Annotated in this window: 9 protein-coding genes and 5 pseudogenes; 12 read left to right on the forward strand and 2 right to left on the reverse strand. The window is 60.5% G+C overall.

Annotated features, from left to right (window positions below):
- The first annotated feature begins 33 nt into the window (after positions 1 to 33).
- The 12 genes and pseudogenes from ACSQ3F_RS22180 to ACSQ3F_RS22235 form a co-directional block, all read left to right on the forward strand.
- Positions 34 to 1,248 carry an NAD(P)/FAD-dependent oxidoreductase gene (locus tag ACSQ3F_RS22180; protein WP_436102410.1) on the forward strand — a complete coding sequence of 405 codons (1,215 nt, stop codon included), beginning with the start codon at positions 34 to 36 and terminating at the stop codon, positions 1,246 to 1,248.
- A gap of 52 nt (positions 1,249 to 1,300) precedes the next feature.
- Complete coding sequence (locus ACSQ3F_RS22185; protein ID WP_436102411.1) at positions 1,301 to 1,618, forward strand: 2Fe-2S iron-sulfur cluster-binding protein; 318 nt, start codon at positions 1,301 to 1,303, stop codon at positions 1,616 to 1,618.
- A 68-nt stretch (positions 1,619 to 1,686) separates the two neighbouring features.
- Positions 1,687 to 2,826 carry a Re/Si-specific NAD(P)(+) transhydrogenase subunit alpha gene (locus ACSQ3F_RS22190; RefSeq protein ID WP_436102824.1) on the forward strand — a complete coding sequence of 380 codons (1,140 nt, stop codon included), beginning with the start codon at positions 1,687 to 1,689 and terminating at the stop codon, positions 2,824 to 2,826.
- A gap of 62 nt (positions 2,827 to 2,888) precedes the next feature.
- Complete coding sequence (locus ACSQ3F_RS22195) at positions 2,889 to 3,299, forward strand: proton-translocating transhydrogenase family protein (RefSeq protein WP_436099995.1); 411 nt, start codon at positions 2,889 to 2,891, stop codon at positions 3,297 to 3,299.
- A 10-nt stretch (positions 3,300 to 3,309) separates the two neighbouring features.
- Complete coding sequence (locus tag ACSQ3F_RS22200; protein ID WP_436102412.1) at positions 3,310 to 4,710, forward strand: NAD(P)(+) transhydrogenase (Re/Si-specific) subunit beta; 1,401 nt, start codon at positions 3,310 to 3,312, stop codon at positions 4,708 to 4,710.
- A 175-nt stretch (positions 4,711 to 4,885) separates the two neighbouring features.
- The gene (locus ACSQ3F_RS22205) at positions 4,886 to 5,014 is read left to right on the forward strand and encodes a hypothetical protein (RefSeq protein ID WP_436102413.1); all 129 of its coding nucleotides are present in this window, start codon (positions 4,886 to 4,888) and stop codon (positions 5,012 to 5,014) included.
- Between the two features lie 386 nt (positions 5,015 to 5,400).
- Positions 5,401 to 6,279 carry a hypothetical protein gene (locus tag ACSQ3F_RS22210; RefSeq protein ID WP_436102414.1) on the forward strand — a complete coding sequence of 293 codons (879 nt, stop codon included), beginning with the start codon at positions 5,401 to 5,403 and terminating at the stop codon, positions 6,277 to 6,279.
- Positions 6,198 to 6,896, forward strand: a pseudogene (locus tag ACSQ3F_RS22215) (sugar phosphate isomerase/epimerase family protein); the annotation flags it as partial. The gene ACSQ3F_RS22210 and the pseudogene ACSQ3F_RS22215, both read left to right, overlap by 82 nt.
- A gap of 56 nt (positions 6,897 to 6,952) precedes the next feature.
- A pseudogene (locus ACSQ3F_RS22220) lies at positions 6,953 to 7,883 on the forward strand (TIM barrel protein).
- Positions 7,884 to 7,904: 21 nt separating this feature from the next.
- Positions 7,905 to 9,827: a bifunctional 5-dehydro-2-deoxygluconokinase/5-dehydro-2-deoxyphosphogluconate aldolase gene (locus ACSQ3F_RS22225; RefSeq protein WP_436102415.1), complete on the forward strand. Its 1,923-nt coding sequence runs from the start codon at positions 7,905 to 7,907 to the stop codon at positions 9,825 to 9,827.
- Positions 9,824 to 11,146 (forward strand): annotated as a pseudogene (locus ACSQ3F_RS22230) (thiamine pyrophosphate-binding protein); the annotation flags it as partial. The gene ACSQ3F_RS22225 and the pseudogene ACSQ3F_RS22230, both read left to right, overlap by 4 nt.
- Positions 11,146 to 11,421: pseudogene (locus ACSQ3F_RS22235) on the forward strand (ISAzo13-like element transposase-related protein); the annotation flags it as partial. The pseudogenes ACSQ3F_RS22230 and ACSQ3F_RS22235, both read left to right, overlap by 1 nt.
- A gap of 48 nt (positions 11,422 to 11,469) precedes the next feature.
- Here the strand turns inward: ACSQ3F_RS22235 and ACSQ3F_RS22240 are convergent.
- A pseudogene (locus ACSQ3F_RS22240) lies at positions 11,470 to 11,612 on the reverse strand (transposase); the annotation flags it as partial.
- 184 nt (positions 11,613 to 11,796) lie between these two features.
- Positions 11,797 to 12,414 (reverse strand): outer membrane protein, encoded by a 618-nt coding sequence (locus ACSQ3F_RS22245; protein ID WP_436102416.1) that lies wholly within the window; start codon positions 12,412 to 12,414, stop codon positions 11,797 to 11,799.
- Between the last annotated feature and the right edge of the window lie 274 nt (positions 12,415 to 12,688).

The raw sequence follows: 12,688 nt of genomic DNA on the forward strand, positions 1-12,688 counted from the left end.
TACGAGATTGCGCCAACTTGGAGGAGCGCGACGATGGATTACGATTGTCTTATCGTGGGCAGCGGGCACGGCGGTGTTCAGGCGGCTGTCTCGCTTCGCCAGCATGGTTTTTCCGGCTCGATCGGCCTTGTCAGCGATGACCGCGATCTGCCCTACGAGCGCCCACCGCTGTCCAAGGACTATCTGGCTGGAACAAAGCCTTTCGAACGCATTCTCATTCGCCCACCCGAATTCTGGGCCACACGGAACATCGATCTTCTGCTCGGAAACGAGGTCACCAGATTGGACGCGACAGAAAAGCGCGTCTTTTGTGCGAATGGTGCGGCTTTCGGCTATGGGCACCTGATCTGGGCGGCGGGAGGACGGCCGCGCAAAATGACCTGTGCCGGTCACGAACTTCGCGGCATCCATTCCGTGCGCAATCGGGCCGATGTAGACGGGATCATCGATGACCTTGAAAGCGTGCAGCGCGTGGTGGTCATCGGAGGCGGCTATATCGGGCTTGAGGCGGCGGCCGTTCTGACCAAACTCGGCAAGGCAGTTGTCGTCCTGGAGGCGATGGACCGCGTTCTTGCCCGCGTGGCCGCCGAGCCTCTCTCCCGTTTCTACGAAAAGGAGCACCGCGATCATGGCGTCGATGTCAGATTGGGAACCGGTATCGAGAGTTTCGTTGGCCAGGATGGACGCCTGGTCGGTGTCCGGCTCACGGATGGCGAAACCTTGGCTGCCGACATGGCAATTGTCGGGATCGGTATTCTGCCCTGCGTCGAACCCCTACTTGCCGCTGGTGCTGTTGGATGCAACGGCGTCGACATCGACGACCATTGCCGCACCAGTCTCGCCAACGTGTTTGCCATCGGTGACTGCGCGCGCATGGTTTCCGGCCATGGCCTGCGGATCGAGTCCGTCCAGAATGCGAGCGACCAGGCCACCGCTGTGACGAAGACATTGTGTGGCGAGCCGGTGCCCTACAGCGCCGTTCCCTGGTTCTGGTCCAATCAATACGATCTGCGTCTTCAGACGATCGGGCTATCGAGCGGATACGACCAGACTGTCGTCAGGGGTGACCCGAACGGGCGAAAATTCAGCGTCGTCTATCTCCGCGAGGGCGTCGTCATCGCGCTCGACTGCGTCAACGCTGTGAAAGATTACGTCGAGGGCCGCGCCCTTGTTGAGGGCAAAGCGCGCATCGCTGCCGATACTTTGGCCGACACAGGCGTCACTTTGAAATCGATGGCGAACAAGTGAATTGGCGCCACCACCGCGCGGTGTGCGTCGCAGATTATATGGGAGGATCGAGATGTCTACATTTACAGTAATCACACGCACCGGACAGGTCGTTCCTGTCGAGGGACGGCTCGGAGTGTCGGTCATGGAGCATATCCGGGACGCAGGTCTGGACGAGCTGCTTGCGCTCTGCGGCGGCTGTTGTTCCTGCGCCACCTGCCATGTCTATGTCGATGACGACATAAACGTTCGTCTGCCGGAGCTTTCGGTCGATGAGGACGAACTGCTCGACAGTTCGGATTACCGGAAGGCGCAATCACGCCTCTCTTGCCAACTTCCGTTCACGCCGGAACTTGAAGGGATGATCGTCGTCCTGGCGCCGGAAGATTGATTGCACCGACGCAATCTACGGCATCGGAATTCGCAGTCTTTCGGAAGGAAACACGGGTGCAGCACAGAATATTCATACCAAAAGAAACCAGTGAATCCGAAGGTCGTGTTGCCGCATCTCCGGAGAGCGTGAAGAAGCTGAAGACGCTTGGTTTCGAGGTTGTCGTCGAGGCGGGTGCAGGTACCTTGTCGCGGATTCCGGACAGCGAGTTCGAGAAGGCCGGGGCGCGGATCGGGTCGATTGCGGATGCGGGCGGCGCCGATGTGGTCCTGAAGGTGCGCCGGCCGACGTCGTCCGAGGTAGCTTCCTACAAGTCCGGCGCCATCGTGCTGGCGATCATGGACCCTTATGGCAACGATGAGGCGTTTGACGAGATGGCCAAGGCCGGGCTTTCCGCCTTTGCGATGGAACTGATGCCGCGCATCACCCGGGCGCAGTCGATGGACGTTTTGTCTTCGCAGGCGAACCTTGCCGGCTATCAGGCGGTGATCGACGCGGCCTACGAATTCGACCGGGCGATGCCGATGATGATGACGGCGGCGGGCACGGTGCCGGCCGCCAAGGTGTTCGTCATGGGCGCCGGCGTCGCCGGCCTGCAGGCGATCGCCACGGCAAGGCGTCTCGGGGCCGTGGTCTCCGCCACCGACGTGCGTCCCGCCTCGAAGGAACAGGTCGCCTCGCTCGGCGCCAAGTTCATCGCCGTCGAGGACGAGGAATTCAAGGCGGCCGAAACCGCCGGCGGCTACGCCAAGGAAATGTCGGCCGAATACAAGGCCAAGCAGGCGGCGCTGACCGCCGAGCATCTGGCCAAGCAGGACATCGTCATCACCACGGCGCTGATCCCCGGCCGTCCGGCACCGCGGCTGATCAGCCGCGAGATGCTGAAGGCCATGAAGCCCGGCTCGGTCGCCGTCGATCTGGCGGTCGAGCGCGGCGGCAATGTCGAGGGTGCGGTGGCCGACCAGGTGGTCGAGGTCGAGGGCGTCAAGGTCATCGGTTATCTGAACGTGCCCGGCCGCATCGCCGCCTCGGCCTCGGCGCTCTACGCCAAGAACCTCGTCACCTTCCTCGAGACCATGGTCGGCAAGGAGACGAAGGCGCTGGCGCTCGACGTCGAGGACGAACTCGTCAAGGCGACGATGCTGACGCATGGCGGCGCCGTCGTGCATCCGAATTTTGCACCGGCTGCGGCCGCAGTCACAGCTTGAAAATTGGAGAGGGCGGCTTTGGCGCTTCGGGGGAAGTGCGGCCGTCCTAAGGGAGATGTTTGATGGCCAATGACCTTCTCGACAAGGCGATCGGCGAGCTCGACCGGGCGGTCGAAGCGGTGCGCACGGCAGCCGAATACGTGCCGGATGCGGCCGGGGCCGCCGCCCACGGGCTGAGCGGCGGGGCGATCGACCCGTTCGTCTTCCAGCTGGCGATCTTCGTGCTGGCGATCTTCGTCGGTTATTACGTCGTCTGGTCGGTGACGCCGGCCTTGCACACGCCCTTGATGGCGGTCACCAACGCGATCTCTTCGGTCATCGTCGTCGGCGCGCTGCTGGCGGTCGGTATCTCGGCAAGCGGCCTTGCCACCGGCTTCGGCTTCGTGGCGCTGATCCTTGCCTCGGTCAACATCTTCGGCGGCTTCCTGGTCACCCAGCGCATGCTCGCCATGTACAGACGCAAAGACAAGTGAGGCGGCCCTGATGTCACCCAATATCGCAGCCTTCCTCTATCTCGTCTCCGGCGTGCTGTTCATCGTGGCGCTGCGCGGCCTGTCGCACCCGACCACCAGCCGGCGCGGCAATATCCTCGGCATGACCGGCATGGGCATTGCCATTCTGACGACGCTGTTGCTCGCCACGCCGTCGCTTGGTGGGTTCGTCCTGATCGTCGTCGGCCTTGCCATCGGCGGCGGGGCAGGCGCCTATATCGCCCGCTCGATCGCCATGACCTCGATGCCGCAGCTGGTCGCCGGCTTCCACTCGCTGGTCGGCCTTGCCGCCGTCCTGGTGGCCGCCTCGGCGCTCTATACGCCGTCCTCCTTCGGCATCGGCGAGATCGGCTTGATCCATGCCCAGGCACTGGTCGAGATGGCGCTCGGCGTCGCCATCGGCGCCATCACCTTCACCGGCTCGATCATCGCCTTCCTGAAGCTCGACGGCCGAATGTCGGGCAAGCCGATCATGCTGCCCTACCGCCATCTCATCAACATCGCGCTCGTCGTGCTGATCGTCTTCTTCATCGTCGGGCTCGCGGCTTCAGAAAGCCGTTTCGACTTCTGGGCGATCGTCGCGCTGTCGCTGGCCTTGGGCGTCTTGCTGATCGTGCCGATCGGCGGCGCCGACATGCCGGTGGTCGTGTCGATGCTCAACTCCTATTCCGGCTGGGCGGCGGCCGGCATCGGCTTCACGCTCGGCAATCTGGCGCTGATCGTCACCGGCGCACTGGTCGGTTCGTCCGGTGCGATCCTCTCCTACATCATGTGCAAGGGCATGAACCGCTCGTTCGTCTCGGTCATCCTCGGCGGCTTCGGCGGCGACAATGGCGCGATCGCCAGCGATGACGGCGTCAGCCGCACGGTCAAGCAGGGCTCGGCCGACGATGCCGCCTTCCTGATGGCCAATGCCTCCAAGGTGATCATCGTGCCGGGTTACGGCATGGCGGTTGCCCAAGCGCAGCATGCGGTGCGCGAGCTTGCCGATGCGCTGAAGAAGAACGGCGTCGAGGTGACCTACGCCATCCATCCGGTCGCCGGCCGCATGCCCGGCCATATGAACGTGCTCTTGGCCGAAGCCAACGTGCCCTATGACGAGGTGTTCGAACTGGAGGACATCAACTCGCAATTCGCCCAGGCCGACGTCGCCTATGTCATCGGCGCCAACGACGTCACCAACCCGGCGGCGCGCGACGACAAGACCTCGCCGATCTACGGCATGCCGATCCTCGATGTCGACAAGGCCAAGACCTGCCTGTTCGTCAAGCGCTCGCTTGGCTCCGGCTATGCCGGCATCGACAACACCCTGTTCTACAAGGACGGCACGATGATGCTGCTCGGCGACGCCAAGAAAATGACCGACGATATCGTCAAGGCGATGGCGCATTGATGTTTGAGTTGCGGTTCGTAACCGGGGAGAATTAGATTCCGCGCCCCCATGTGAAGTCTAGCCCCGTGAAGATAAGTGGGCTGAGTTTTCCGACGTTGGTTCCATAGGCAAAATTGGACCTGAAGTCGTGGTTGGTAATGTTGACCTCGAATGCAACGTCATTGGTGTCAACTCTTTGAGATCAATTCTTCTGGAGGGGCGGGCATGGGTCTATTTTCGCGTCGTCGCGGCAAAAATTCTGGTGCCGCCGTTCCAGCACCAGGCGCGGCGGACGCCGAGCGGCGAGGTCGCCGACGGTTCGTAGGCCAGTCGTGGAACAGGCATCTCCCCCAACCGGCGACGCCACGGCAACGCGGGTCTCAGAATGTGGTCGCTTCGGCCTCCCGACGACTGGCCGAGGCGTTTTCGATATTTCCGTTCGATGCTCATTCCGGGGGCGACCCAGGTTCCGCGCGGCGGCTTTCCGGACCATCATGCTTGACAAACTAATGGTATTTCAATACTAAAGGTGTTAGGAGACTAATTGGTACCTGTGCATTGAGCTCACGGTGCCGATCGGTGGGAGGATGGAATGGGATTGCTTTGCAACGGGAAGGCGCATGCTTTCCGTGGAGCCAGCATTGAGATCATGACGAGGCCGCTGGCCTTGAATCTGTATTCCTTCGCATCCCTCCAGCCGGTATAACTTCGATGGGACAATCACCCCACGAGGCACTAATCATCGGCATCGGGGCGGTCAGTCTGGCTGCTTTCGCGCTTGCCGGCGTTTGCCGGCTTTTGCGTGTAGGGAAAGTCTGGGGCGCACTCCTTGTCCCAGCGGTTTTTCTCCTCTCCTACTTCATGGCTTACGGCAAGGTTCCGTCTTTTCCGCCCGTGGGGGCGGTCAACAAGATCTTCTATATCGCTCTTCTCGGCGCCGTCGTCGGTCTGATTGTTGACCTCGCAGGCAAGCCCCGTCTGGCGTCCTTGTTGCTGGCGCTTCAGCCGGTTGCGGCCGCATTGTACGTCGGCGAGGCACGTTTGCGGGCAGCCCCGATCGAGGTGCTGGGCGCTGCCGCTGCCGGCTTTGCCGCGATGTGGATCCTGCGACGGGATATGGAGGCTTCCACAGGCGAGGAGGGTATGAGACGTGCGCTGGTACTGGCGATCGCCGCACTCGGATTTGCCCCTATCGCCCTGCTTGGCGCCTCGTCCGCCAGCCTACAGCTTTGCTTGATCTTCGCCTTTGCGGTTCTTGCAACACTGGTATGGAATTTGCGAAACGACGACTACGCTTTTGGCACTTCCTCCCTTTTGGGGGGCGCGGGCGGCATGATCGCAGTCGTCTACGCGGTCACACTGATAACCCGGAAGACGGACCTCCTCGCTCTCGCAGTATGGAGCCTCATCTTCTTGGTTCCCGCATTGAGCGATCGCCTGCCTTGGGTGGCGACCCGGAAGGGGAAGGTCGTGCGCCTCGTTGCCTTTGCACTCTTCTGCGCTGTTCCGGTGGTATGGGCAAGCGCCACCGCAAGGAGATGGAGGAAACCATCCGGCTTGCAGGTGAGATCGGTGTCAAGAAGATCGTGACCATGTCCGGTTTGCCGGAAGCGGCGCCCGGTGACATGGCGCCGAACTGGCTCGTCTACACCAAGAGCTGGCCGAACGAGATGCCGGAGCGTGATCGCTACCAGTGGGAAGACCGCGCGTTTCCGCTCTGGCACGATCTGGTGAAGCTTGCCAAGGAAGTTGGCGTCGAGAAATATGCGCTCGAAAACTTCTCGGCGATGCTCGTGTGGAATCCCGAAACCCTGTTCCGCCTACGCAACGAGGTTGGCCCGACAGTCGGTATGAACCTCGACCCGTCCCATCTGATGTGGATGGGGGCGGATCCCATCGCATCGGCACGCGCGCTCGGAGATGCGATTCATCACTGCCACGGCAAAGATACTCGCATCGAACGCGGACTGGCCGACGTGAACGGCCTGCTCGAACTCAAGGAGGTCACTGACGTTGCCAACCGGACCTGGAACTACGTCGCAGTAGGGGCAGGCCACGATCTGCAATGGTGGAAGGAATTCTTCTCGGTGGTTCGTATGGTCGGCTACAATGACTGGGTTAGCCTCGAAATGGAAGATTTCACGATGTCCACCGAGGCGGGCATCCAGTCGTCCATTGACGCACTTCAAGCAACGATCAGCCGCTGACCGGTTTGGCGCGGGCCGCGATTGCTGCCCGCGCACCACGCCTGCGTGAGGACGACATGACCAACCCGATCACCATCACCACTGCCCCCTGCTGCTGGGGTGTCGATGACGTGAAAAACCCTCATCTCCCCGCATTGGGAGAAGGTGCTCGATGAGGCGCAGGCCGCCGGCTTCGGGGGGTTGGAGCTTGGGCCCTATGGCTATCTGCCGCTTGACCTCGGCCTTGTTTCGGAAGCGCTGAACAAGCGTGACCTGAAGATTGTCGCCGGCACGATCTTTGACGATCTGGTTTCACCTCCAAATCTTGACAACCTCCTGCGCCAGACCAATGAGATCTGCGCGTTGATTACACGGTTGCCGAAGCCAGAAACCCATGCAGGTCAGCGCTATGCGGCACCGTATCTGACTGTCATGGACTGGGGTCACGACGAGCGTGACTATGCTGCGGGACATTCTGACCAGGCCCCACGCCTTGATGGAACGGCGTGGGATGGGATGGTGGAAAACATCCGCAGCATCGCAACGCTTGCGCGCGACAAATATGGCGTACGCGTCACCATCCATCCCCATGCTGGAGGCTATATCGAATTTGCCGACGAGCTGGAGCGTATCGTCAACGATATTCCTGTCGATCTGGCAGGTCTCTGCCTCGACACCGGGCATATGGCCTATTCAGGCATGGATCCTGTTGCCACCCTTCGCCGTTACTGGGATCGTGTCGATTACATTCATTTCAAAGACATAGATGCCAACGTTTTCAAGGACGTCATGGGCGAGCGCATTCGTTTCTTCGATGCCTGCGCGAAGGGGGTCATGTGCCCGATCGGTCGTGGCTCGATCGATTACCCTACTGTCCGAGCCCTGCTTACCGAGCTGGGCTATGGCGGATACATCACCATCGAACAAGAGCGCGACCCCCGAAACGCCGGCGGCATTCTTGAAGACCTGGCGGCCAGCCGGACCTTCCTGGCGCGTACCGGTTTTTGAGGGTCTGCGAGGAGACTTGACATGAAATCACTCGACGTCATCACCATCGGCCGGTCCTCGGTCGACCTTTACGGAGCCCAGATCGGCGGCAGGCTCGAGGACATGGGCTCGTTCAATAAATACATTGGCGGTTCGCCCACCAATATCGCCTGCGGCGCGGCTCGGCTCGGTCTGAAATCTGGTTTGATCACCCGCGTTGGTGACGAGCACATGGGCCGGTTCATTCGCGAGCAGCTTAAACGCGAAGGCGTAGATGTTGGCGGGGTCGCTACCGATCCTGAGCGTTTAACGGCACTCGTCCTGCTGGGCATTCGTAGCGAAGAGCAGTTCCCGCTGATTTTCTATCGCGAGAATTGCGCCGATATGGCGCTCAGCGAGGACGACATTCATGCGGATTACATCGCCTCGGGGCGCGCGCTCGTCGTGACCGGCACGCATCTGAGCCACCCACGGACCGAGGCAGCTGTTCTGAAAGCCTTGGAGCTCGCCCGCAAGCATGGGTTGCGTACCGCGCTCGACATCGACTATCGCCCAAATCTATGGGGCGTCGCCGGCCACGGTGAAGGTGAGAGCCGTTTTGTGGAAAGCGGCAAGGTGACGGCAAAACTGCAAACGACGCTGCATCTGTTCGATTTGATCGTCGGCACGGAGGAAGAGTTCCACATTGCTGGTGGCTCGACCGAGACGATTGAGGCGTTGCGCGCAGTTCGCAAAGTGTCCAACGCTACGCTCGTATGCAAACGCGGTGCTGCCGGCGCGGCGGCCTACGTGGGCCCAATACCGGGCAGGCTGGAAGACGGAGAGACCGGTCCCGGCTTCCCGATTGAGGTGTTCAATGTGTTGGGCGCGGGCGACGGCTTCTTCGCCGGGCTCCTGAAGGGGTGGCTCGAAGATGCGGACTGGCCCACGGCTCTTGAATACGCCAATGCCTGCGGCGCTTTTGCCGTTTCTCGCCACGGATGCACGCCGGCCTACCCGTCGCTTGAGGAGCTGAAGTTCTTCCTTGAACGCGGGGTCAAGCAACCTGACCTGCGCAACGACTGCGAGCTCGAACAGATCCACTGGTCCACGAACCGTCATCGCAATCACGGGGAAGACTGGCCTGAATACCGGATATTTGCGTTCGACCACCGTATGCAACTTGAGCAGATGCAGGGCTACACCCTTGAACGGGGCGGCGCCTTCAAGGAGCTGTGCCTCAAAGCGGCATTGGACGTTCAAGAGGGACGATCTGGCTACGGGATCCTGTGTGATAATCGCATCGGGCGGCGGGCGTTGCATGAAGCCTCGGGTACCGGCCTCTGGATCGGACGGCCCTGCGAATGGCCGGGTGCGCGCCCGCTGACGCTGGAGCCTGAACTGGGCAGTGATTATGGCGGCCTGGGCGAGTGGGCACGGGAAAACGTCGTCAAGGTCCTTTGTTTCTGCCATCCCGATGATGACGCTGAAATGCGTTCCGATCAGGAGGCGACGGTGAAACGCCTTTTCGAGGCATCGCGGCGCGACAACCTGGAATTCCTGCTTGAGATCATTCCCTCGAAGGTGGGACCGGTCGATGACGAAACGACGGCGACGCTGATCCAGCAGTTCTATGACATTGGCATCTTTCCCGACTGGTGGAAGCTTGAACCGATGAAAACAACCGCTGCCTGGGCGAACACCATTGCCGCGATCGAGAAGAACGACCGGTATACGCGTGGGATCGTCGTCCTGGGTCTCGATGCGCCGGAGGCCGAACTGGCGGCGAGTTTCGAGGTCGCCGCCGGTTTCGATCTTGTCAAAGGCTTTGCCGTTGGTCGGACGATTTTTGGCGATGTCGCACGCAGCTGGATGAAAAATGAAATGCAAGACGACGAAGCCGTCGGCGAAATGGCAAAGCGCTATCGACGCCTGTGTTCGGTTTGGGACAAGGCAAGGGCAGCCGCACGGGAGAAGACAGCATGACCAAGACAATCAAGCTCACCGCCGCGCAGGCGCTGGTCAAATGGCTTTCAGTGCAGATGACTGAAGACGGCGAGCGCTTCATCGAGGGCGTCTGGGCCATTTTCGGGCACGGTAATGTGGCGGGCCTGGGAGAAGCGCTGCATGGGATCGGCGACAAGCTACCGACCTGGCGTGGCCAGAACGAGCAGACTATGGCTCACGCTGCCATTGCCTATGCCAAAACGAAGCGACGCAAGCGGGCGCATGCGGTGACCAGCTCCATTGGACCCGGTGCGACCAATATGGTGACAGCGGCAGCTCTGGGGCATGTCAATCGTCTGCCGGTCTTGTTCATTCCCGGCGATATCTTCGCCAACCGCCGCCCCGACCCGGTGCTGCAGCAGATCGAGGATTTTGACGATGGCACGGTCAGTGCGAATGACGCCTTCCGACCGGTAGTCCGTTACTTTGACCGCATCGCCCGGCCGGAGCATCTGCTGACCGCGTTGCCTCGCGCGCTGTCCGTCATGACGGATCCGGCGAATTGCGGACCGGTATGCCTCGCTTTCTGCCAAGATGTGCAGGCCGATGCCTACGATTATCCGGAAAAGTTTTTTGAGCCAAAGGTCTGGCGTGTTCGCCGCCCGGAACCTGATCGCCGAGAGCTCGATGACGTGGTTGCGATGATCCGGGCGGCGAAGAGCCCGGTCGTCATTTCAGGCGGCGGTGTTCTTTATTCCGGCGCCGAGGACGTTCTCGCTGCCTTCGTGGAACAGCACAATATCCCCTTCGTCGAGACACAAGCCGGCAAGGGCGCGACCTCGTGGGAAAACGCCTACAATTTCGGCTCGCCCGGCGTTACCGGCTCGGAATGCGCCAACCGTCTTTGCGCGAAAGCCGACCTGGTGATTGGCGTCGGCACGCGCTTTCAGGATTTCACGACGGGATCCTGGGCCTTGTTCACGAACCAGGAACGGAAGCTCGTCTCCATCAACCTGCATGGCTATGATGCGACAAAGCATGGCGCAATGCCCCTCGTTGGTGATGCCAGGGTGACGCTGGAGAGGCTTTCCGCTCTGCTGGAGGATCATAGGGCGCCGTCTTTCGACGCCGAATCCCGGAACAATTGGCACCAGACGGTGAGTAAGGTCACTGCCGCGCCGGAAGTCGATTTGACCAACTATCTTCCCACCGACGCCCAGGTGATCGGCGCCGTGCAGCGGGTAGCCACGAAAAAAACCGTTGCAATGTGCGCGGCAGGCACGATGCCGGGCGCGCTTCAGGTGCTGTGGCAGTCTGCAAAAGGCGGCTACCACGTGGAATACGGTTATTCCTGTATCCGCCCGGCACCTCCAAGTGGAACAAGATCGAACACCGCCTGTTCTGCCACATTACCCAGAACTGGCGCGGCCGCCCGCTCGAAAGCCGCCTGGCCGTGGTCGAACTGATCGGTGCCACCACGACAAAGACCGGCCTCAAGGTCGAATGCGCCCTCGACACCCGCACCTACCACAAAGGCGTCAAGGTCTCCGATGCCCAGATGGCAGGCCTCCATGTCAAAGGCGACGCCTTCCATCCAGAGTGGAACTACACCATCACCCCAAGAAACACGTAGCGGTTATTCTGCGAACTGTCCTTAACGAAACGCCACGAACTGTTCAGACAAACCGAGCCAGCTCTCAACGACGCTAACCGTCACATCTGGCTCATACGTTTCCTTGCGATGGCAAGCTTCTGGGCCGGCGACCAACGGCGACGGCGCTTCAAGCCGGACCGCACTTCTATCTCCGAGTTGTGACTGCTCATAATGTGAAGATTACCTCGCTCACTTACTAAGTGGGAGATCGTTCCCGGCGACTTATGTGGCCATTACAGCTGCCGGATGCTATGCACAAAGTTACCGACTTCACCATGTTGCTTGGCGAAGTCGGTAACTTTAGAATCGTATCGTAGGCCGCGACGCGCGAGGTCTTCAGGTTGCCTTAAATCTTCAGAACTTGTAGCTGGCTCCGAACAGAACCTTCTGCTGAGTTGCACCGAAATCGCCAATGCCTGAGCCGAAGTCCTTGTTGCCGAAATCGGAATATCGATACTCGCCACGCACCAGGATATTGTCGGTAACGGCGTGCTCGACGCCACCCCCGGCCGTCCACCCGATCAGAATATCATCTTTCTTGCCGACGCCAGGTACATCGACCTTGCCGCCAGCTGCAGCGATACCTGCCGTAGCGAAGAACAATGTACGATCCCAGGCATAGCCCACTCGGCCGCGGCCGGACGCGTCCCATTCAAGATTGGCTTCGCCGCCGTCTTCGAAGTTGTAATTGAAGTCGTTTTCGATACCGTAAACGATATTTCCATACTGGAAATTGTACCCCGCATGGGCGCCGAAGGATCCACTGTCAATATCCTGGTCCGAGCCTAGAATGGTTGCCTGGTTCCACGAGTATCCACCTTGAGCACCGAGATAGAAGCCGGACCAGTCATAAGTCGAATAGGTTTGCTGCTCGGGAGGGAGCAGGGGCTGCTCATACACCGCATCGGCTGCCAGGGCTGGTACGGTGGAAGTGAGCGCCAGAGCGGCGAAAGCGAATAGCTTGAAACGCATAAAGGAAGCCTCATCTTTGGTTAGCAAAAGAGCGGCGATCGCAAGGCGTTTGGCCGACTCATGGGCTTCACTATGGGTTAGCCCGATGTTGCGGAGTGTCTTTTCACGTTATGATTTGTTACGATGCGCGAAACGCGCGCAGCCTGTCTATGGAGCCATCAACAATCGGCCCACCGTCGATACGAAGTATCCGCGCGCCCAAAAGTGCTGTCCGGTAAAACAGCCTTACATCTTGGCGATTAGCAGTTCTGCATCAAGACCACCTCGATCCGGG

Source organism: Pararhizobium sp. LjRoot238 (assembly GCF_964252955.1).
GTDB lineage: Bacteria > Pseudomonadota > Alphaproteobacteria > Rhizobiales > Rhizobiaceae > Pararhizobium.

What these genes read in the sequence shown, in the direction of transcription:
- ACSQ3F_RS22180 (WP_436102410.1), top strand. Translation starts at nt 34, where the DNA reads ATGGATTACGATTGTCTTATCGTGGGCAGCGGGCACGGCGGTGTTCAG.
- ACSQ3F_RS22185 (WP_436102411.1), top strand. Translation starts at nt 1,301, where the DNA reads ATGTCTACATTTACAGTAATCACACGCACCGGACAGGTCGTTCCTGTC.
- ACSQ3F_RS22195 (WP_436099995.1), top strand. Translation starts at nt 2,889, where the DNA reads ATGGCCAATGACCTTCTCGACAAGGCGATCGGCGAGCTCGACCGGGCG.
- ACSQ3F_RS22200 (WP_436102412.1), top strand. Translation starts at nt 3,310, where the DNA reads ATGTCACCCAATATCGCAGCCTTCCTCTATCTCGTCTCCGGCGTGCTG.
- ACSQ3F_RS22210 (WP_436102414.1), top strand. Translation starts at nt 5,401, where the DNA reads ATGGGACAATCACCCCACGAGGCACTAATCATCGGCATCGGGGCGGTC.
- ACSQ3F_RS22225 (WP_436102415.1), top strand. Translation starts at nt 7,905, where the DNA reads ATGAAATCACTCGACGTCATCACCATCGGCCGGTCCTCGGTCGACCTT.
- ACSQ3F_RS22245 (WP_436102416.1), bottom strand. Translation starts at nt 12,414, where the DNA reads ATGCGTTTCAAGCTATTCGCTTTCGCCGCTCTGGCGCTCACTTCCACC.